The organism is Nocardia sp. CA-129566 (assembly GCF_050956075.1).
Lineage (GTDB): Bacteria > Actinomycetota > Actinomycetes > Mycobacteriales > Mycobacteriaceae > Nocardia.
This window is the reverse complement of sequence record NZ_CP192085.1, coordinates 47,887-68,815: the sequence shown is the minus strand read 5'-3', so window position 1 is coordinate 68,815 and position 20,929 is coordinate 47,887. Positions and strand designations below refer to the sequence as shown.

Sequence of the window (20,929 nt, the reverse complement as noted above, 5' to 3'; positions counted from 1 at the left end):
ACGTGCACGGTGCGACCACATCCCAAGATCACGCACCACGCCGAAGATCACAATAAGGCAACACCCCACCCGACGCCATTCAAACCCGCGGCCGTGTCCGATTCCCGTCACCGGCAACAAGACTGGGGGCGCATACGGAAGGGCGCCTGTGGACTCGAGTCCACAGGCGCCCTTATCCGCTCCGGTAAGAGAGGTTCTAGCGCTGGGCGACTGCCGTCGGGGCGATCGGCGCGGGGAGCGCGGTCTCGCCTTCGAGGAACTTGTCGACCGCGGAGGCCGCGGCGCGGCCCTCGGCGATGGCCCAGACGATCAGCGACTGGCCGCGGCCCATATCACCCGCGACGAAGACGCCGGGAACGTTGGTCGCCCAGTTCTTATCGCGCTGGACATTGCCGCGCTGGTCGTAGCCGACACCCAAACCTTCGAGCAGGCCCGGCTTTTCGGGTCCGGTGAAGCCCATGGCCAGCAGCACCAGATCGGCCTCGAGGGTGAAGTCGGTGCCCTCGACCTTCTCGAAACGGCCGTTGACCATCTTGACCTCGTGCGCCTCCAGCGCGGTGACCTTGCCGTCGGCGCCGACGAAACGCTCGGTGTTGACGGAGAATACGCGCTCGCCGCCCTCCTCGTGCGCCGAGGAGACCCGGTACATGAGCGGGTAGGTCGGCCACGGGGTGGAGGAGGCACGCTCCTCCGGCGGCCGCGGCATGATCTCGAACTGGTGGATGCTGGCCGCACCCTGCCGGTGCGAGGTGCCAAGGCAGTCGGCTCCGGTGTCACCGCCACCGATGATGACGACCTTCTTGTCCTTCGCGTGAATCGGCGGCAGGCCGTTCTCATCGGTGACATCGTCGCCGAGCTGCACCCGGTTGGACCAGGGCAGGAACTCCATCGCCTGGTGGATGCCATCCAGATCACGGCCGGGGATCGGCAGGTCACGGGCCAGCGTGGCGCCACCGGCGAGCACGACCGCGTCGAACCGCGCGCGCAGCTCGTCGGCGGTGATGTCGACACCGACGTTCACACCGGTCTTGAAAATGGTGCCCTCGGCCTCCATCTGCGCCAGGCGGCGATCGATGAAGCGCTTCTCCATCTTGAATTCCGGGATGCCGTAGCGCAGCAGACCGCCGATGCGGTCGGCGCGCTCGAAGACGGTCACGGTGTGACCGGCGCGGGTCAGCTGCTGTGCGGCAGCGAGACCGGCCGGACCGGAACCGACGACGGCGACCTTCTTGCCGGTGAGGCGGGTCGGGTAGACCGGGGTCACCCAGCCCTCGTCGAAGGCGTTCTCGATGAGTTCGACCTCGACCTGCTTGATCGTCACCGGATCCTGGTTGATGCCGAGGACACAGGACGCCTCGCACGGCGCCGGGCACAGCCGCCCGGTGAACTCCGGGAAGTTGTTGGTCGCGTGCAGCCGGTCGATGCCCTCACGCCACTGGCCCTTGAAGACCAGGTCGTTCCACTCGGGGATGAGATTGCCCAGCGGACAGCCGTTGTGACAGAACGGAATACCGCAGTCCATGCACCGGCTGGCCTGGGTCTGCAGGGTCTTGTGCGAGAAATCCTCCTCGTAGACCTCTTTCCAGTCCATCAGGCGCAGCGGAACCGGACGACGCGTCGGCAGTTCCCGTTTGGTGTGCTTCAGAAATCCTTGCGGGTCAGCCACGTGCCGCCCCCGAATGGTCACAGCGCCTCGTCCACATCTTGAAAACTCCTTGGTCAGCCACGTGCCGCCCCCGAATGGTCACAGCGCCTCGTCCACATCTTGAAACTCGTTGGTCAGCCACGTGCCGCCTCCATGATCGCCTCGTCCACATCCGTGCCGTTCTTCTCGGCTTCGGAGATCGCGAGCAAAACTTTCTTGTATTCGCGCGGCATAACCTTCACGAAGTGGTTCACCTGCTGGGACCAGTCGCTCAGAATGCGTTCGGCGACAGCCGAACCCGTCTGGTCGCGGTGCTGGGTGACGATGTCGTGCAGCCAGGTGAAGTCGTCACCGGCGAGCTGCTCGACGGCATCGGCCTGCTCCGGGTTGAGCTTGGCCTCGAAGGTGCCGTTCGGGTCGTAGACGAACGCGACACCACCGGACATACCGGCGCCGAAGTTGCGGCCGGTCTCACCGAGGATGACCACCCGGCCACCGGTCATGTACTCGCAGCCGTGGTCACCGACGCCCTCGACCACCGCGGTGGCACCCGAGTTGCGCACCGCGAACCGCTCGCCGACCACACCATTGATGAACGCCTGACCGCTGGTGGCGCCGAACAGGATCACGTTGCCCGCGATGATGTTCTGCTCCGCGACGAAGTCGGCCGGTGCGTTCAGCGACGGACGCACGATCAGGTGGCCGCCGGAAAGGCCCTTGCCCACATAGTCGTTCGCGTCACCCTGCACCCGCAGCGTGATACCTGCGGGCACGAAGGCACCGAAGCTGTTGCCCGCGGAACCGGTGAAGGTGATGTCGATGGTGTCATCGGGCAGGCCCGCGCCACCGTAGAGCTTGGTCACCTCGTGGCCGAGCATGGTGCCGACGGTGCGGTTCACGTTCGTGATCTTGGTTTCGAACTTCACCGCCTGGCCACGCTCGAGCGCATCGGCGCTCTGCGCGATCAGCTGCACGTCCAGCGCCCGGTCCAGGCCGTGGTCCTGGGTCTTGGTGCGGTACCGGTCCTGGCGCATGAAGGCCGTCTCGACATCGTCGAGGATCGGCGACAGGTCCAGCTTGCTGGCCTTCCAATGTTCCTTGGCCTTGGAGGTATCGAGCATATCGACCCGGCCGATGGCCTCGTCCAGGGTGCGGAAGCCCAGTTCCGCCAGCAGTTCCCGAACCTCTTCGGCGACGAACAGCATGAAGTTCTCGACGAATTCCGGCTTACCGGTGAAGCGTTCACGCAGCACCGGATTCTGCGTCGCGACACCCACGGGGCAGGTGTCGAGGTGGCAGACCCGCATCATGATGCAGCCCGAGACCACCAACGGTGCGGTGGCGAAACCGAATTCCTCGGCGCCGAGCAGCGCGGCGATCATCACGTCGCGGCCGGTCTTCATCTGGCCGTCGACCTGCACGACGATGCGGTCGCGAAGTCCATTGAGCAGCAATGTCTGCTGGGTCTCGGCCAAGCCGAGTTCCCACGGACCACCCGCATGCTTCAGCGAGGTCAGCGGCGAGGCACCGGTGCCACCGTCGTGGCCGGAGATCAGCACCACGTCCGCATGTGCCTTCGACACACCGGCCGCGACGGTGCCGACGCCGGGCTCCGCGACAAGTTTCACGTGAATCCGCGCCTGCGGGTTCGCATTCTTCAGATCGTGGATCAGCTGCGCCAGATCCTCGATCGAGTAGATGTCGTGGTGCGGCGGCGGCGAGATCAGGCCGACGCCGGGCGTGGAGTGCCGCACCTCGGCGACCCACGGGTACACCTTGTGCGCCGGGAGCTGGCCGCCCTCACCGGGCTTGGCGCCCTGCGCCATCTTGATCTGGATATCGGTGCAGTTGGTCAGGTAGTGCGCGGTGACACCGAAGCGACCCGAGGCGACCTGCTTGATCGCCGAACGCCGCCAGTCGCCGTTCTCCTCGACCTCGAAGCGCGCCGGATGTTCGCCGCCCTCACCGGAGTTCGAACGACCACCGAGCCGGTTCATCGCGATCGCCAGGGTCTCGTGCGCCTCGGCGGAGATGGAGCCGTAGCTCATCGCACCGGTGGAGAACCGCTTGACGATGGCACTGGCGGGCTCGACCTCATCGATCGAAATCGGCTTGCGCTCACCGGTCTTGAACTTGAACAGACCGCGCAGCGAGGCCAGCTGCTCGGACTGGTCGTCGACCAGCTTGGTGTACTCCTTGAAGATCGAGTACTGACCGCTTCGGGTGGCGTGCTGCAGCTTGAAGACGGTGTCCGGGTTGAACAGGTGGTATTCGCCCTCGCGCCGCCACTGGTATTCGCCGCCCACCTCGAGCTCGCGATGCGCGCGCTCGTTGCGGTTCTCCAGGAATGCCACGGTGTGCCGGGCTGCGACATCGGCGGCGATCTCGTCGAGACCGATGCCGTCCAGATGCGAGCGCAGGCCGGTGAAGTACTCGTTCACCAGTTCCTGCGACAGGCCGATGACCTGGAACAGCTGCGCGCCGGTGTAGGAGGCGATGGTGGAGATGCCCATCTTGGACATCACCTTCAGCACGCCCTTGCTCGCGGCCTTGTTGTAGTTCGCGACGGCCTTGCGGTAGTCGGCGGCCAGATCGCCGGTACTGCCCGGCATCTGGAGCCCACCGCGCTCGAGCAGATCCTCGATGGTCTCGAAGGCCATGTACGGGTTGATCGCGGCCGCGCCGAAGCCGACCAGCATGGCCATGTGGTGCACCTCGCGGGCGTCACCGGCCTCGACGACAAGGCCGACCATCGTCCGGGTACGTTCCCGCACCAGGTGGTGGTGCACCGACGAGGTCAGCAGCAGCGACGGGATCGGCGCCAGCTTCTCGTTGGACTCGCGGTCGGACAGCACGATGATCCGCGCGCCGCCCTCGATCGCCGCGGAGACCTGGGTGTTGATGGCCTCGAGCGCCTTGCGCAGGCCCTTGCCACCCTTCTTCACCGGGTACAGACCGTGCACGACCACCGAGCGCAGCTCGGGATTCGAACCGTCGTCGTTGATGTGGATGAGCTTGGCCAGCTCGTCGTTGTCCAGGATCGGCTGCGGGATGGTGATCTGGTGGCAGGACTCCGGTCCCGGATGCAGCAGATCGGCCTCCGGGCCGAGGGCCCGGCGCAGGCTGGTGACCACTTCCTCGCGGATCGCGTCCAGCGGCGGGTTGGTCACCTGCGCGAACAGCTGGGAGAAGTAGTCGAAGAGCAGGCGCGGGCGCGCGGAAAGGACCGCGATCGGGGTATCGGTGCCCATCGAGCCGAGCGCCTCGCCGCCGGTCTTGGCCATCGGCGAGATCAGCAGGTTCAGCTCTTCATTGGTGTATCCGAAGATCTGCTGACGGATCAGTACGCGATCGTGCGACATGTGCACGTGCGGGCGGTCGGGCAGATCGGCCAGCTTGGTGACACCGGCGTCGAGCCACTCCTGGTACGGGTGCTCGGCGGCGAGCTGGCTCTTGAGCTCCTCGTCGCCGACGATGCGGCCCTGCGAGGTATCGACCAGGAACATGCGGCCCGGCTGCAGTCGGACCTTCTTGACCACCTTGGCCGGGTCGATATCGAGGACACCGACCTCGGAGGCCATGACGACCAGACCGTCATCGGTGACCCAGATGCGGCTGGGCCGCAGGCCGTTGCGGTCGAGCACGGCGCCGACCACGGTGCCGTCGGTGAAGCACACCGATGCCGGGCCGTCCCACGGCTCCATCAGCATCGAGTGATAGCGGTAGAAGGCCCGCCGCTGCGGGTCCATGTTCTCGTTGCGTTCCCAGGCCTCGGGAATCATCATCAGCACCGCGTGGGGCAAGCTGCGGCCGCCGAGATGCAGCAGTTCCAGCACCTCGTCGAAGCGCGCGGTATCGCTCGCCCCCGGGGTACAGACGGGGAAGATCTTCTGCAGGCGGTTGTTGCCCGCCTCGTCGATGCCGAAGATATCCGAGCGCAGCAGCGCCTCGCGGGCGCGCATCCAGTTCTCGTTACCGGTGACGGTATTGATCTCGCCGTTGTGCGCGACGCGGCGGAACGGATGGGCCAGCGGCCAGGACGGGAAGGTGTTGGTGGAGAAGCGCGAGTGCACGATGCCGAGTGCGGACTCCACCCGATCGTCCTGCAGGTCCAGGTAGAACGCGCGCAGCTGCGGCGTGGTGAACATGCCCTTGTAGACGAAGGTCTGACCGGACAGGCTCGGGAAGTACACCGACTCCTTGCCGACCGCGCCCTCACCCGCGCCCGCCTTGCCGAGCTCGTGCTCGACCCGCTTGCGCACGACGTATGCGCGGCGCTCGAGGTCCATGCCCGACAGCTGTTCGGCCGAACCCTTCGGCGAGCCGATGAAGATCTGCCGGAAGGTCGGCATGGCATCCCGGGCCAGCGCACCGAGGGTGGACTCGTCGGTGGGCACGTCTCGCCAGCCGAGGACGGCGAGGCCCTCGGATTCGACAATGCGCTCCAGACCGTAGGCGGCCTTGGTCGCCTCGCGGCGGGCCTGCGGCAGGAAGGCGATACCGGTGGCGTAGGAGCCCTCCGGCGGCAACTCGAAATCGACCACGGCGCGGAAGAACCGGTCCGGGACCTGGATCAGGATGCCCGCGCCGTCACCACTATTGGGTTCGGCGCCCGCGGCACCGCGGTGCTCCAGATTCAACAGAGCCGTAATAGCCTTGTCGACGATGTCGCGGCTGCGGCGGCCGTACATGTCGACGACGAATGCGACACCGCAGGCGTCGTGCTCGTTCGCCGGGTCATAGAGCCCGATGGGTCCGGGGGACCTGTGGCCAGGAAGTTGCGTCATGCCTCTGCCTTCAAGAAAGTCGGCGTCGATGAAATCGGCCTATGGGAAAGGGGCCCTTTCGTCGATTGCCTCCGTCAAGACTGCGCCTGTACGTTGCGAAACCAGCCGCGCTGATGGTTTTCTTCGTGCAGTCACGTCTCCAGTTGTCCACCCGCTGCTGTGACGTAGGGGTGCTCGTCGGTAACGGAACGCTTACGTGTTCCTTACCTCCGCGCGGGTGCTCGCCCGCTACGCTTGGGCACCGGATTCACCGAGCCCGAGCAGGCGATAGTGCCGAACGTTCTGTGTTCGGCGTAAGAGCAAACGATAAGTCAGGTCCGGGACCCAACCAACTTAGGTTGTACTAATAACCGGGTTTAGCTGGGCTTCTTCAATCGGTCCTCCACGTGTGCGCGTTGTCCAGTGTAAAGCAGCGAACACGCTGGTATCGATCCCCTTGACACCCGGTGCCAACCAGCGACAACGGGCGCACGGGAACCGCGGCGCGGCGCACAGCGCACACGAGAACCTGCGCTCACCTGCACCGAAGTGGATTTCCCCTGCTCCACACGGCGCAAACCCGATCCGCGGTGGCTAACTGGTCAACAGGCTGGATGAGAGATTTCCGACAGGGGTGTGACAAGCGCACAACCCGATCCGACCGTCCGGACTCTTTTGCTTTCTGTGGAATTCAGCACATTTCCAGCAATCGAATTCGAGTGGGATACAACACATTTCCGAACGCCGACACATTCGTGCCGAAAAACATGTGGCCTTCGCCACATCGGACTAAGGGCCGCACAGTGCGGCGGCCGCCCGGACCAGCGCGGCCTGATGCAATGCGTCGGCACGTCCCGAGGTCAGCACCCCGAAAACCGACGGTGCCAGCCGCTCGGCACAGTCCGGTCCGGTGAGCTCGGCGCGGCGCAGGGCGAGTTGGTCGACGATTTCCACGTTGACCCGGTCGATCACCGGGCGCACTGCGGCCAGATCCGGCGGCGTGCTCGGCACCTCGGCCGGATCGAAGCGCCAGCGGGTGACCAGGCCGCGCTGGACGATCTTATTGGCCTCGATCTGTCCGAAGAACACCTGGCGGATCCAGGCTTCCGGCAGTCCGCGCTCGGTTCCCAGGCGCGCCATCGCGTCATATACCTGCGCTTCGCGTACCGGATCGTCGATCGAGGGCTCGCCGCCGTTCTGCGCGGCCGTCGCCCATTTGGCCGCGGCGACGGCGTCGGCGGTATCGAGGCGTTCGGTCACCAGTGCGACTATGCGGTCCAGTGACGGGTCGTCGTCGAGTGGTTGCGCGCGGGTATCGGGCACGGCCACCAGCAGGGCCGCCGCCACACACACCAAAACCCTTGCCGAGCCTCGGAAAAACATGCACAACCCCTCGTCCGCCGGCCCGGTCCGATCCGGTCGCCTACGCCAGATTAAGGGTGAGCGCGCACACAAGTCCGGGTGGCGGACCAATTTCTGTGAGCCTGACCACATCCCCGGCGCCTCATTCGGTGTGTCGCCGCCGGGCCTGTCACGCTGTGACAACGAATCTGTGACAGTTTCGCTGATCGTTTCGAGCGACCTGCAAACAGTCGCTAGCTGTGCAGCCACCATGACTGGGATATAGAGGATGTGGGGTCCCATGACAGTCACCGGCTTGTTCACCTGGCTCGGCGGAGGTCTCGGGCGCGAACAGGATGGGACACAACTCGACTACCCGCATGAGCGGGCCGGATATGCCGTAACCGGGGCGGTCGTACTGCTGTTCGCGACGGTGGCCGGGGTGGTCACCACGCTCGCACTGGCCGCGGCCGATGCCATGCCTCTATTCGCGATCGTCCTGGTCGCGCTCGTCGTCGCGCTGCTGACCGGTGCGCTGGCCCGTGCGCTGGCGACCGCACGCCCCGCCAGCGGGGCGGACCGTCGCGGTCTGGCCGGCCGGATCGCGGTCGCGGTCCTGGCCGGTGTGCTGATCGCCGAACTCGCCGCCACGGTGCTCTTCGGCGGCACCATCGACCGGCTGCTGGATGAAAAGGCCCAGCGTGCGGTCGATTCCGCCCCCGCGGTGGTCACGGCGCGCACCGAACTCGGGCGCAGTACGGCCGATCGCGCCGCGCTGGACCAGACGATCGGCAAGGCACAGGCCGATATCGACCACGCACTGGTGATCGCCCGCTGCGAATACAACCCGTCACCGGAATGCCCGCAGACCAGGATCACCGGTGTGCCGGGCCGCGGACCCGAATCGCAGACCGCCAATGACATGCTCGACGACGCACGCAAACAGCTGGCCGCGGCGCAGGGCCGGGTCGCCGGGCTGGATCAGCGGGTCGCCGATGACCAGAAGGCCGTCACCGCCGCGGGTTCGGCCGCCTTCGCCGAGGCCGATCGCGGCCTCGGCGCGCGCTGGCTGGCGATGAACGACTACACGACCGGCGCGGCGGGTGCCTTCCTGCTGCGGGTGCTGACCATCATCACCTTCGTCCTGCTCGCGCTGCTGCCGCTGATCCTGCGGTGGTGGCGCGGCGAGACCTCGTTCGATCGGCGACTGGCCTTCCACACCGTGCAGGACCGTGCCGAACGCAGCGCCGACGCCGCCATCGCGGTCAAGCGCGCCGAGGTGCGGGTCGAGGCCGAAAATCTGCGTGCCGAACAACAACTGACCGCCGCCCGACTCGCCGTCGAGGCCGATGCCGCCATCGACCGGGAGCACCAGCGCACCCGGATCATCGCCGCCATCGGCGGACTGGAGATCGGCATTTCCGAGCCCGGACGTCGTGGCGAACTACCAGCCGCAACGGCTGGCGACCGAGAGGAAAGCCCCGTGTCTCAGGAGGGCATCGTGACAAACCTACCGGCCACCGTCAGCGCAGGGGCGCTGGCGCCGACCAGCGGAGCTGGCGCGGTGGTGCCGCATGTCGCCTCGACGGCACCCGCCGCACCCAAGGGCGGCGGACTGGAGCTCCCGCTGATCGGCACCGTGCCGTTCACCGATACCGCGGCCCGCTGGATCCGGCCGCTGGTCCCCGCGTTCGTGGCGAACGCGATCGATACCGCCACCCACCCGCTGCGCACCGCCCGGCAGGCCTTCGAAGAGGTCGAGGAGATCACCTTCACCCTGCGCCGCACCCGCAAGGTGACCGTGGACAGCCAGGATTCGTATGCACCGGCCGTGGGTCACACCGCTGCGGCGGGCTACCAGTTGCCGCCGGGCACACCCGATTCCTGGCATGCCCAGCGCGTGGCCGCCACCGTCGTCGACGCGGACTACCCGCACGATCCGCGCTACTCGGCCCTGCCCCCAGCCGCCGCACCGCAGGGCTACGGGCTCCCCCCAACCGAGCACCGCGACGAACTCCCGGCTCGGGAACACAACGAACTCCCCGGCCGCCGGGGCCCGCGAGAACTCCCGCCCGCCAACTGACCTGCCACCGAGACGGTCCGCCGGGGACTCATCTGTCCGGGTGGTCCTCGATCGGCTCCAGCAGAGACGCGGCACCATCAACGCCACCCGGTGACAACCCACGATCGCGGTGACCGTCGACGGCGGGACGCTTAGTCTGCACGCATGCCCGACAGTGATGTGTGCGTGCCGGATGCGGCGGCGGCCCCGTGGGGGTCGCGGCTGCTCGGATCTGCGGCGGAATCGGCTGGTATGCGGCGGGTCCGGGTGCAGTTGCTGTTGACGGTGCCGTCGCTGATCGCGAATATCACCGGGATCTTCGTTTCGATCGCATTGGTCGGGTTCGTACTGCCGGGCCCGACGGTATTCACCCGGCGGCTGGTGCTGCTCAATTTCGTGGCCACGCCGCTCTATGGGGCGCTGGCGCTGCTGTTCGGGCTCTGGTGGGCAACGGCGCGCGGGCTTCGGGGGCTGCGCTGGGCCATCGACCCGGATCAGGTGCCGACCGAGGCGGAACAGGTCGCGGCAACGCGGGTGCCGATGCTGCTGATGCTGTGCCAGGCGGTGCTGTGGCTCGGCGGTATGGCGATATTGACCACGCTGTACGGCCTTTCCGATCCGGCGCTCATTCCGAAATTCATCTTCGGCATCGCCTTCAGCGCGATCGTGGTGTGCGCCAATAACTATCTGATCATCGAGTTCGCACTGCGACCGGTGACCGCCCGGGTGCTGGAGGCCGCGGCCTCACGACGGCGGCGCGGCATCGGTGTATTCGGCCGGTCGATTCTGGCCTGGACGCTCGGCTCCGCGGTCCCGGTGGCCGCGTCCATGGTCGTCGCCATCCTGGCGCTGACCATGGACGACGTGAGCAAGGCGCGGCTGGCGGTCTGCGTATTGGCATTCGGCGGCGCCGGACTCTGCTTCGGTCTGCTGCTGATGACGCAAACGCTGACGGCGACCGTCGCGCCGATCCGTGGCGTGCGACGCGCACTGCGTCAGGTGGAGGACGGCGATCTCGATGCGGCGGTCACGGTCTACGACGGCACCGAATTGGGCTAGCTGCAAAGCGGATTCAACCGCATGGTCGCGGGTCTGCGCGAGCGCGAACAGATCAGGGATCTGTTCGGCAGACACGTCGGCCATGATGTCGCCGAGGCGGCGCTGGAGGGTGAGCCGAACCTCGGCGGCGTGGAATGCGAAGCGGCCGTGCTGTTCATCGACATCATCGGCTCGACGAGCATGACCGCCACCCGCCCCGCCACCGAAATCGTCGCCATCCTGAACAGCTTCTTCGACATCGTGGTCGATGAGGTCGAGCGGTGCGGCGGCCTGCTCAACAAGTTCGAGGGCGATGCCGCGCTCGCCATTTTCGGCACACCGGCACCACTGGCGGACGCACCCGGCGCGGCGCTGTGCTGCGCCCGTGCGATCCGAAACCGCCTGACCGCGCGGTCGCACGACTTCACCGCCGCCATCGGCGTGGCCGCGGGCCGCGTCGTCGCGGGCAATGTCGGCGCGCACCAGCGCTACGAATTCACTGTCATCGGCGACGCGGTCAATGAGGCCGCCCGCCTCTGCGAACTCGCGAAGAACGATCCGCAGCGCCTGCTCACTTCGGCAACCACCATCGCCACCGCCGATCCGGCCGAAGCGCGACATTGGCAACTCGGCGAGTCCGTCATGCTGCGCGGCCGCGTCACATCGACCCGATTGGGACGGCCGGAGCCGGATCAGCTCGTCGGTACTGCATAACCGGATCCGCACTTGTTATCCGATACTGGACACACGCATGGAACCGGACAGCTGTTCCGAACCGGACAGCAATACCGGATACCGGTGTAGCCGCTGGTCAGCACTATTGTTCAGGAAGCGAGTCGACACCTTGCCGTACTTGCGTCGAGCCAGAAATTCAGACCAGTCGGCTTGCTATATGCCTTCGCCCCCGCTCCCGAATACGGAATAGGGGCGAAATCTCCACCACGGCGCACGAGACGTCCGGAGCCGGAAAGCGATCACCGCAACGACCAGGTTCATCGCGGCCATACCAATCGCGGCGATATCGACGCCCGCGAACAAAGGCCCGTGCACCGATTCAGTTGCCCCGAACTCACGAGCCGTGCGCAGCCGGAACGCGACCACCGCCGCGATCAACACCACCACAGCCATACCGATCGCAGCGACAAGGACCGCAAACGAAGGCCGGTGCACCGATTCAGTCGACCCGAACTACTCACGAGCCGTGCGCAGCCGGAACGCAACCACCGCCGCGATCAACACCACCACCGCCATACCGATCGCAGCGACAAGAACCGCGAACGAAGGCCGGTGCACCGATTCAGTCGACCCGAACTACTCACGAGCCGTGCGCAGCCGGAACGCGACCACCGCCGCGATCAACAGCACCACGGCCATGCCGATCGCAGCGACGTGGACACCCGAGACGAAGGCCTCGCGTGCCGAGGCCAGGAATCCATCCGTCACCGATTCTGGTAGCTGACGAGCGAATTCCATGGCGCCGCCGAGGGATTCCGAGGCCGCGCCGATCTGGTCGCTCGGTATCTGGGACACATCGAGTCCGCCGCGGAACACCGCCATTGTCACGCTGCCGAGCACCGCGACACCGAGCGCGATCCCGGTCTCGTAGGCGGTCTCCGATACCGCGGCGGCCGCACCGGCCCGCTCCACCGGAGCCGAGCTGACGACCAGATCCGACGAAACCGTCAGCGCCACACCGACACCCGCACCGATGCACAGAAACCCGAGGACGAACGGCACCGTACTGGTCGCCGACTCCGGGCTCAGCCACAGCAACAGCACCGAACCGATCGCGGCGAGCACCAGCGCACCGCCGAGCACCGCGCCGGGACGCAGCACCCGAACCAACCACGCCGCGGCCAGTGAGGTGAACACGCTGGCCGCGAGTCCGGGCAGCAGGAGCAGTCCGGCCCGCATGGGTGAATGGCCCAGTACCAATTGCAGGTACTGCGAACCGGAGAAGAGCACACCGGCCAGTGCGAATACCGCCAGCAGGTTGGTGAGGACCGCGGTGCGGAACCCGGGCAGTGCGAACAGCTTCAGATCGATCATCGGATGTGCGAGACCGCGCTGCCTGCGCACGAACAGCACACCGGCGAGCACACCGCCCGCACCGATCACCAATAGCCGCACACTGATTCCGTGCGCCGCGGCTTCCTTGACCGCGTACACCACCGGCACCAGCGCCAGCATGGACAGCGCCGCGCTCGGCAGATCGAAGCGGCCCGGCCGCGGGTCGCGGGATTCCGGAACGAGCGCCGGACCGACCGCGAGCAGCACCAGCATGACCGGCAGGTTCACCAGAAATACCGAACCCCACCAGTAGTGCTCGAGCAGCCAGCCGCCGAGCAGCGGACCCGCCGCCGCGCCACCACCGGCCATCGCGGCCCAGACCGAAATGGCGACGGTGCGCTGCCGCGGATCCAGGAACATCGACCGGATCAGACCCAGTGTCGCGGGCATCAGGGTCGCACCCGCCACACCTTGCAGCACGCGCGCGGCGATGAGCATTTCCGGATTCACCGACCAGGCGGCCAGCGCAGAGGCGAGTCCGAATCCGACGGCGCCGAGCAGCAGCAGCCTGCGCCGTCCGATCCGGTCGCCCAGATTGCCCATGACGACCAGCAGTCCGGCCAGGACGAAGGAGTACACGTCGATGATCCACAGCAGCTGCGGTGTGGTCGGCGCCAACTCCGCGCTGATGGCGGGCACCGCGAGGTCGAGCACGGTCGCGTCGACGGCGAGCAGCAGCAGAGCGAGCGCGAGGACGACCAGGCCCGCCCAATCACGCACGGTGGCGCGCGGCGGGACGAGCCCGGCATCGGTGTCCTTCTCGATCTGTGTGGTCATCGCCTTCTCGATTTCCGTCGCAGGAGCTTCTTACCGTCCAGACGGTACAGTAGATCGACCTTACCGTCCAGCCGGTATAGTCACGGACGTGACGACAACCACTCGCGACCGGATCCTGGACGCGCTCGAAAACCTGCTGCTGGACAAGGGGATGTCCCAGGTGACCCTGGAGAATGTCGCCGCGTCCGCCGGGGTCTCCAAGGGCGGGCTGCTGTACCACTTCAAGAGCAAGGACGCCCTGCTCGCGGGCCTGGTCCGCCGACTGAGCCAACGCGCGGAACACCAACTCGACGCCGCCGTCGCCAAGGGCACACCGGTCGCCGAGTGGTATCTGCAGACCCCGAATCCGGGCAATGCCGCGGACGCGCTGGAACTGGCGCTCTTCCGATCGATGGTGGCGGCCATGCGCACCATCGATGCCAAATCCGGGCCGGAGACCGATGAGGTGCAGCAGGCGCTGTCCGACATGATGGACAGCTGGTCGGAGGGGCTGGACAAGGACATCGACGATCCGGTGCGGGCCGACATCATCCGGTTGGTCGGCGACGGCGTCTACTTGCGGGCTCTGCTCGGCCTGCCGCAGGTCGCCCCGCCGCGCTATCGGAAAGTTGTGGACCGATTGCTCGAGCGTTGACCCGACGCATGATCGGTATGTTGCGGCCCCGCCTGGCAGGGCTCCGACGGCTAGACTCGGCCGCGTGTTACCAGCCGCCGAGTCGGCCGGTGCCGTCGGGGCGGGGAACGATCCGGTGCCAGGGTCCCCTGGAACGACGGTGCCGATCCGCCCATTGAGCTTCCGCGAACTCCTCGACGAGCCGTTCGCACTGATCCAGGCGAATATCGTCGTGCTGGCCTGCACCACCGCCAGCGGGCTGGTCCTCGCCGAACTCGTGATCGTCGGAATCACCGGGGGGATTTCCCACCTGACCGAGGGCTCCGACGTGGGCACCGCGTGGGCGGCGATCCTGGCCACGGCGGCATGTGCCTGGTTACTGCGGTTCCTGCTGCGCGGCATGACGGTCGCCGTCGGACTGGCGACGGTCGCCAGGTCCCCGATCGGCTGGCGCACCGCGCTCGGCCGGGTGGGCGCGGTCGCGGGTCCGCTGCTGGCCTTCCAGGTGATGTACACCCTGGTTGGCTCGGGTGTGCTGGTCGGCGGCAGCATTCTGATCATCACCTATCCGCTCGCGCTGATCTGGCTCGGCTATCTGCGGGCCGGACGTTTCGTCGCGGTGCCGGTCATCTTCGTCGAACGGACCACCCACGCCGGGGCGGTCGCACGCTCGAAACTGCTGGTCGAGGGTGCGCAGTCATCGATTACGGGGCTGTGGCTCTCCTGGCGCGCGCTGCTGGTCCTGATTGCCGTGCCGCTGTTGGGCATTCCGTGGTATCTCGCAGATTTCACCGGCACCCATCGCTGGCAGGTCATCGTGCTGGTCACCTCGGCGGCGCTGTTGATCATCGCCTTCGGTGAGGTCGTCGAGTCGGCGATGCGGGTGGTCTCGTATGTGGATCGCCGGTGCCGTCGCGAGGGACTGGATATTCGGGTTCCCGGGACGGAAAAGCGATGAACGAAACATCGCGCGGCGATTCCGTGCGCGGTGGCGGCCGGGCGCCGGACCTCACCGAACGCACGGCACCGCCACCGCCACGACTCGGGCCCGCCGACGACCACCGCGACGCCGCCGAGAACGCCGCACTGCACCGCGATTTCGACACCGCGCTGCGCGAACGTTTCCGTGCGGTGCTGCGTGGGCTCGAACAGCGCGGCATGCTCGAGGTGCGCCGCTCGCGGACCGCACGGGAAACCGCGGACGATGCGACAACCGCGCTGTCGCTCGAGGCCGCGAGCGAATTACATCCGGCCGCACACAGTTTCGACGAGGTCGTCTATGGCGGTCGCCGCGCGACCGAGGACGAATACCGCCGACTCGAATACGCCGACCGCTACTCTCGCAGCGCACCACCGCCGGCCCCGGAACCCGCCGAGGCGACGATCCTTGAAAAGGCCAAGACCCGCCGACAACTTCCGCCGCTGCCCGATCTGCTGCGCAATCCGAAATTCTGGGCCGCGCTGCTCGCCGCCGTCGCGCTTGTCGTGCTGCTGTACGCCGTGTTGAATTCGTGCGCCGCACCCGCCCCACACAAGCCGACGCCGCCGGATCTGCCGCCGCCCAAACATCCCGACCACTACCCGGACGATAACCGCGACGATTCGGGCTTCGGCGCTGGCAAGGACTCCATATTCGGAAGACTGCCCGCACCGCTGGCCTTCGGCGGACTCCAATTCCTCATCGCCGCAGCGCTCGTGGTGTGGTGGCGGGCCCGTCGCCGCGGCGCGCTGGTCGGTGAACCGCGGCCGGTCGAGGTGGCGGCGAATGAACTGCTCGGCGGCCAGGCCGCGCTGTATCGCCGGTCGAAGGACCATGAACACGTCGCCGCCCGGCTGCGTGCCGCGACGCTGCGCCGCATTCGTCCGATGCTCGGCGTCGGCACCGATGTCACACCGGATCGACTGATCGCGACCATCGCCGCGCGCACCGGATCCGATCCGGCCATGGTCGGCGCCGCACTGTACGGACCGGTGCCCGATGCGCGCACCCTGCAACTCGTTGCCACACAACTCGAATGGATAGAGGCGGAGGTCGGATGACCAGCACGGACACCAACCACATCCCCACCGCCGAGGAGGCGGGCACCGCATTCTCCGCGCTGCGTGCCGAAATCGGTAAAGCGGTGATCGGCAACGACAACGCGATCATGTACCTGGTGCTCGCACTGCTCTGTCGCGGCCATGTGCTGCTGGAAGGCGTACCGGGCGTGGCGAAGACGCTGCTGGTGCGGGCACTGGCGACGGCCCTCGATCTGGAACACGCCAGGGTCCAGTTCACCCCCGACCTGATGCCGGGTGATGTGACCGGTTCGCAGATATACGATCCGCATACCACCGAATTCACCTTCCGGCAGGGTCCGGTCTTCACCAATCTGCTGCTCGCCGACGAGATCAACCGCACGCCGCCGAAAACCCAATCGGCGCTGCTGGAATCCATGGAGGAGCGTCAGGTTTCGGTGGACGGCAAGCCGCGGCCACTGCCGGATCCATTCGTGGTGGTGGCCACCCAGAACCCGATCGAACAGGAGGGCACCTACCCGCTGCCGGAGGCGCAGCTGGACCGCTTCCTGTTCAAGGTCGATATCCAATTGCCCGGTCGCGATGACGAATTCCGCATTCTGCAGCGGCATGCGGGTGGTTTCGATCCGCGTGATCTGGCCGCCGCCGGTCTGCGCCCGGTGGCGGGGCCGTCGCATATCGCCGCGGCGCGTGCGGCGATCACCCGGGTCACCATCAGCCCCGAGGTGCTCGCCTACACCGTGGATATCTGCCGGGCCACCCGTAACTCCCCCGCGGTACAGCACGGCGCGTCCACCCGAGGGGCGACCGCGTTGATGGCGGCCGCGCGCGCCTTCGCCTGGCTGAACGGTCGCGGCTATGTCACCCCGGATGATGTGAAATCGGTTGCGGTGGCGGTTCTTCGGCACCGCCTGCACTTGCGGCCCGAGGCGGAATTGGACGGTGTGACGACCCAAGGTGTCATGTCGTCGCTGCTGCTGTCGGTTCCGGTTCCGGTGTAGCTCGTGGTCGTCACCGGTCGGCTCGCCGCGACGGCGGCGGTGCTCGCACTGTTCGTCGGCTTCGTCATGCCATCCTGGCTCGGCGTTGTCCTCATGACGAGTCTGCTTGCCGCCCTGGTCCTTTTCGATCTGGGCACGGTGGCCAGAGCGCGTGACCTCACGCTGACCAGGGAGCCGCTGACGGTGATCCGGCTCGGCCGCACCGCCGAGGTGGAACTCGCCGTGGTGAACAACGGCACCCGCACCGTGCGCGGGCGGCTGTGGGACGACTGGCCGGGCAGCGCCCGCGCCGAAGCCCGCGCGCACCGACTGGATCTGGCGCCGAATACCCGCCTGCGCGTGCACACCACGCTGACGCCGACCTACCGCGGTGATCGGGTGGCCGGTCCGGTGACGGTGCGGCTGTTCGGCCTGCTGGGTATGGCCGGATGGCAGAGTCGCCACACCGTCCCCGCTCGGGTGCGCGCGCTGCCCGAATTCCGCAGTGAACGCCTGCTGCGCTCGAAAGTGAAGCGGCTGCAACATCTCGAGGGCCGCAATGTCGCGAATCTGCGGGGCCAGGGCACCGAATTCGATTCGTTCCGTGAGTATGTCGCCGGTGATGACGTCCGGGCCATCGACTGGCGCGCCACCGCCCGCGCCACCGACGTGTTGGTGCGCACCTGGCGTCCGGAGCGCAACCGGCACATGTTGATGGTGCTCGACACCGGTCGTATCAGTGCGGGCCGCGTCGGGGCGGGTACCCGCCTGGACGCGAGCATCGAGGCGGCCCTGCTACTGGGCGGACTCGCGGCCGCCGCTGGCGATTCGGTGGATCTGCTCGCCTTCGACCGCCGCGCCCGTGCCGAGGTGCGCGGTGTCGGCGGTCGCCGCCTGCAACTGAAACTCATGCACGCCATGGCGGGTGTGACCCCTGCCCTCGTCGACACCGATAGCGCCGGCCTGGTCCGTGCGGCCATTCAGCGCACCCGCCGGCGCAGCCTGGTGGTCTGGTTCACCAGTCTCGACGGGGCCGCGGTGGAAGAGAATCTGCTCCCGGTCCTGCCGACCCTGGCCCAACGCCACCGCGTCCTGATCGTCTCGGTCACCGACCCCGATGTCGCCGCGGCCGCCGCCAACCGCGCCACCCTCACCGATCTCTACTCCGCGGCCGCCGCCGAATCCCTGCTCGCCGAACGCGCCCTCGTCCAGGAATCCCTGCGCCGCATGGGCATAGCCGTCGTCGCGGCATCCCCGGAACGCCTGCCCGAGGCCCTGGCCGACGAATACCTCGAACTCAAGCAGTCCGGCACTATGTGACCCCGTCATCGTCGGGTGGTTGCCGCGATGCCTTGGCCTCGATTGTCGATTCTGGGCCAGGGCATCATACGAATCCGGATCGCTATCTCGCGCTCTGGTCCACACCTTCGCCAGCAGCACAATGGCCACGAACCCGGCCCATGCGAAGGCCATCACGATCAGCATCACCACGAGCCACGGTGCGGTGCCGAACAAGGAAGCCACGAACTACGCTCCTGGACCGCCAGCGAGTCGACATCCCCCCAGCGCGGCGGTCCTGCGCCGATATCGGCCCAACTCGGGTCACGGCCGAATGCCCCTGTCGCAGTGGTGAACTCGACGATGCCTAGCTCGCGCGGTCGATCGGCATCGGGCGCGGTCCCGCCATCACCATCGGGGTGATGATCGGGGCGAGGGTGCGGCGCTGGCGTTCGGCGATGACCGCGCCCAGGATCTGGACCGGCGGATAGCCGGTGGGTACCGGAATCTGCAGGCGGTCGCAGACCGCGACGAGCAGGGTATGGCCGAGGTTCGCCTGTGCGGCGGGGGTGAGGGTGTTGACGCGAGACAGGTACTGACGCACCGCGAGTGCGAGATCTTCCTGGATACCGGACAGGTCCAGCTGACCGGACCAGGCGACGAGCCAGGGCGGCGCGACGGCCAGCAGCGGGAAGGGCACGCGGCGCTGGCTGTGTACGACAACGGTGTCCGCGAGCACATCGCCGACCCGGCGCGCATTCGGTGAGCACATCGAGGTGACCACCCCGACCGCACCGAACGCGCCCAACATCCAGAAGTCGACGATCACGCCGGCCAGACCACGGGTCAGGGCATGGCGGAAATCGATCGGCCCGCCGTCGCCGCGCACCACCCGCAGTCCGAGCGCCAGCTTCCCGATGGTCCGTCCGCGCATGAGGGTTTCGCAGATCACCGGATAGCCGACCAGCGTCGCGACGATCGTGGTGATCATCGCCGCACTGAACCACGCGGTGTCGGCGCTGGTGAAGGCGAGTACCAGGCCGAGACCGAACAACAGCATGCTGCCCAGCACGATCTGCACCAGCACGTCCAGGAGGAACGCGGTGGCCCTGGTCGGGATCCGCGCGATCGGCAGCTCGAGTGCGACCGCTTCGCCGGTGGTGAATTCAGCCATGTCGATAGCATTCTTCCGACCGGCGGTATGGGAGGCAACCAATGGACGTGGACGCGTACAGCTACGCACAGCGGGGGGCGTGGGATCGCCTGGACTACCTGGCCGGGCGCCGCAAGCTGACCGGTGCCGAGGCCGACGAGCTGGTCGCGCTGTACCGGCGCACCTCACAGCAGCTGGCGCGCCTGCAATCGCACTCTCCGGATCCCGAACTCATCGCCGGACTCAGTGCACTGCTGACCAAGGCGCGCGGCCGGGTGCTCGGCACCAAGGCCGATGCCCGGCGCGAGGTCGGCCGGTTCTTCACGCACCGGTTTCCCGCGACGCTGTACCGGTCGTGGCCGTGGTGGGTGGCGGTGGCCGCGATCTTCATCATGGTGTCCACCGTTTTGGCCGTCTGGATATCCGGATCCGGGACGGCGCGGCGTGTGTTCGGCGTCACCGATAACAACGACTGGCTCACCGCACCCGGCGGGGAGTTCGAGACCTACTACTCCGAACATCCGCACGCCGCGTTCGCCGCGCAGGTCTGGACCAACAATGCGTGGGTGACGGCCATCGTGCTGTTCACCGGCGTGCTGATCCTGCCGGCGGTGTATCTGCTGTTCGGGAACGCGCTGAATACGGCGGTGACCGGCGGCCTGATGGCCGATGCCGGTCGGCTCGACTCGTTCTTCGGGTTCATCCTGCCGCACGGCACGCTGGAACTGACCGCGATCTTCGTGGCGGGCGGTGTCGGACTGAAACTGGGCTGGACGCTGATCGATCCGGGTCGGTCGAGTCGGTTGGAAGCGGTGGCGCGCCAGGGCCGGGCGACCGCGACGGTGGCACTGGGTCTGGTTGCGGTGCTGCTGGTCTGCGGTCTGCTCGAGGGTTTCGTGACGCCGAGTTCGCTACCCGTGCCGATGAAGGTCGGCATCGGATTCCTCGCGGAGGCACTGTTTTTGGGCTACGTCTTCGTGGTCGGTCGCCGGGCCGCGCTCGAACAGGACATCCGGGCCGCGGCCGAATTGGGGCTGCCCGGTGCAGATGTCGCGGGGCGCTGGCAGACAACGCCGAGCACACGATGAGTGGAATGGGTCCGGGCAATCGGTAGCAACGCTTTGTTGCGGATGAGTTTCGAAGTCCCCCAATTGAGTTCCGCTGGCCGCAGCGAGTCCAGCTCAGCT

13 protein-coding genes and 1 pseudogene are annotated in these 20,929 nt (G+C 67.1%); 8 read left to right on the top strand and 6 right to left on the bottom strand.

Going from position 1 to position 20,929, the window contains the following annotated elements; all coding sequences use genetic code 11:
* Positions 1-196: 196 nt before the first annotated feature.
* From ACQP0C_RS00295 to aroQ, 3 genes are all read right to left on the bottom strand, one after another.
* A complete protein-coding gene (locus tag ACQP0C_RS00295; RefSeq protein ID WP_433729422.1) occupies positions 197-1,666 on the bottom strand; it encodes a glutamate synthase subunit beta in 1,470 nt (489 codons plus the stop codon).
* A gap of 113 nt (positions 1,667-1,779) precedes the next feature.
* On the bottom strand, positions 1,780-6,432 hold the full coding sequence (gene gltB, locus ACQP0C_RS00290) for a glutamate synthase large subunit (RefSeq protein ID WP_433729420.1): 4,653 nt from the start codon (positions 6,430-6,432) through the stop codon (positions 1,780-1,782).
* A 768-nt stretch (positions 6,433-7,200) separates the two neighbouring features.
* Positions 7,201-7,794: a gamma subclass chorismate mutase AroQ gene (gene aroQ / locus ACQP0C_RS00285; protein ID WP_433729418.1), complete on the bottom strand. Its 594-nt coding sequence runs from the start codon at positions 7,792-7,794 to the stop codon at positions 7,201-7,203.
* A 259-nt stretch (positions 7,795-8,053) separates the two neighbouring features.
* Between aroQ and ACQP0C_RS00280 the strand changes: the two genes are divergently transcribed.
* Positions 8,054-9,835: a DUF4407 domain-containing protein gene (locus tag ACQP0C_RS00280; protein ID WP_433729416.1), complete on the top strand. Its 1,782-nt coding sequence runs from the start codon at positions 8,054-8,056 to the stop codon at positions 9,833-9,835.
* A gap of 144 nt (positions 9,836-9,979) precedes the next feature.
* Positions 9,980-11,566, top strand: a pseudogene (locus ACQP0C_RS00275) (adenylate/guanylate cyclase domain-containing protein).
* A 174-nt stretch (positions 11,567-11,740) separates the two neighbouring features.
* Here ACQP0C_RS00275 and ACQP0C_RS00270 read toward each other — a convergent pair.
* Together ACQP0C_RS00270 and ACQP0C_RS00265 are read right to left on the bottom strand one after the other, a co-directional pair.
* Complete coding sequence (locus tag ACQP0C_RS00270) at positions 11,741-11,980, bottom strand: hypothetical protein (protein WP_433729414.1); 240 nt, start codon at positions 11,978-11,980, stop codon at positions 11,741-11,743.
* 183 nt (positions 11,981-12,163) lie between these two features.
* The gene (locus ACQP0C_RS00265; RefSeq protein WP_433729412.1) at positions 12,164-13,699 is read right to left on the bottom strand and encodes an MFS transporter; all 1,536 of its coding nucleotides are present in this window, start codon (positions 13,697-13,699) and stop codon (positions 12,164-12,166) included.
* Positions 13,700-13,787: 88 nt separating this feature from the next.
* Between ACQP0C_RS00265 and ACQP0C_RS00260 the strand changes: the two genes are divergently transcribed.
* The 5 genes from ACQP0C_RS00260 (at position 13,788) to ACQP0C_RS00240 (ending at position 18,631) form a co-directional block, all read left to right on the top strand.
* Positions 13,788-14,333 carry a TetR/AcrR family transcriptional regulator gene (locus tag ACQP0C_RS00260; RefSeq protein WP_433729410.1) on the top strand — a complete coding sequence of 182 codons (546 nt, stop codon included), beginning with the start codon at positions 13,788-13,790 and terminating at the stop codon, positions 14,331-14,333.
* A 139-nt stretch (positions 14,334-14,472) separates the two neighbouring features.
* Positions 14,473-15,270 (top strand): hypothetical protein, encoded by a 798-nt coding sequence (locus ACQP0C_RS00255; protein WP_433729408.1) that lies wholly within the window; start codon positions 14,473-14,475, stop codon positions 15,268-15,270.
* Positions 15,267-16,352, top strand: coding sequence for a DUF4129 domain-containing protein (locus ACQP0C_RS00250; protein WP_433729406.1), 1,086 nt, complete (start codon positions 15,267-15,269; stop codon positions 16,350-16,352). Before ACQP0C_RS00255 ends, ACQP0C_RS00250 begins: the two co-directional genes overlap by 4 nt.
* Entirely contained in the window at positions 16,328-17,332 is a 1,005-nt protein-coding gene (locus ACQP0C_RS00245; RefSeq protein WP_433729404.1) for an AAA family ATPase, read from the top strand. The genes ACQP0C_RS00250 and ACQP0C_RS00245 overlap by 25 nt, the downstream gene beginning before the upstream one ends.
* A 3-nt stretch (positions 17,333-17,335) precedes the next feature.
* Complete coding sequence (locus ACQP0C_RS00240) at positions 17,336-18,631, top strand: DUF58 domain-containing protein (RefSeq protein WP_433729402.1); 1,296 nt, start codon at positions 17,336-17,338, stop codon at positions 18,629-18,631.
* Positions 18,632-18,956: 325 nt separating this feature from the next.
* Here the strand turns inward: ACQP0C_RS00240 and ACQP0C_RS00235 are convergent, their stop codons facing one another.
* Positions 18,957-19,763 (bottom strand): RDD family protein, encoded by an 807-nt coding sequence (locus ACQP0C_RS00235; protein WP_433729400.1) that lies wholly within the window; start codon positions 19,761-19,763, stop codon positions 18,957-18,959.
* A 41-nt stretch (positions 19,764-19,804) separates the two neighbouring features.
* Between ACQP0C_RS00235 and ACQP0C_RS00230 the strand changes: the two genes are divergently transcribed.
* Entirely contained in the window at positions 19,805-20,830 is a 1,026-nt protein-coding gene (locus tag ACQP0C_RS00230; RefSeq protein WP_433729398.1) for a stage II sporulation protein M, read from the top strand.
* The last annotated feature ends 99 nt before the right edge of the window (positions 20,831-20,929 follow it).

Excerpts from the sequence above, each read along its gene's own strand:
- aroQ (WP_433729418.1), bottom strand. The coding sequence starts at position 7,794 with ATGTTTTTCCGAGGCTCGGCAAGGGTTTTGGTGTGTGTGGCGGCGGCC.
- ACQP0C_RS00270 (WP_433729414.1), bottom strand. The coding sequence starts at position 11,980 with ATGGCTGTGGTGGTGTTGATCGCGGCGGTGGTCGCGTTCCGGCTGCGC.
- ACQP0C_RS00235 (WP_433729400.1), bottom strand. The coding sequence starts at position 19,763 with ATGGCTGAATTCACCACCGGCGAAGCGGTCGCACTCGAGCTGCCGATC.
- ACQP0C_RS00280 (WP_433729416.1), top strand. The coding sequence starts at position 8,054 with ATGACAGTCACCGGCTTGTTCACCTGGCTCGGCGGAGGTCTCGGGCGC.
- gltB (WP_433729420.1), bottom strand. The coding sequence starts at position 6,432 with ATGACGCAACTTCCTGGCCACAGGTCCCCCGGACCCATCGGGCTCTAT.
- ACQP0C_RS00245 (WP_433729404.1), top strand. The coding sequence starts at position 16,328 with ATGGATAGAGGCGGAGGTCGGATGACCAGCACGGACACCAACCACATC.
- ACQP0C_RS00265 (WP_433729412.1), bottom strand. The coding sequence starts at position 13,699 with ATGACCACACAGATCGAGAAGGACACCGATGCCGGGCTCGTCCCGCCG.
- ACQP0C_RS00250 (WP_433729406.1), top strand. The coding sequence starts at position 15,267 with ATGAACGAAACATCGCGCGGCGATTCCGTGCGCGGTGGCGGCCGGGCG.
- ACQP0C_RS00230 (WP_433729398.1), top strand. The coding sequence starts at position 19,805 with ATGGACGTGGACGCGTACAGCTACGCACAGCGGGGGGCGTGGGATCGC.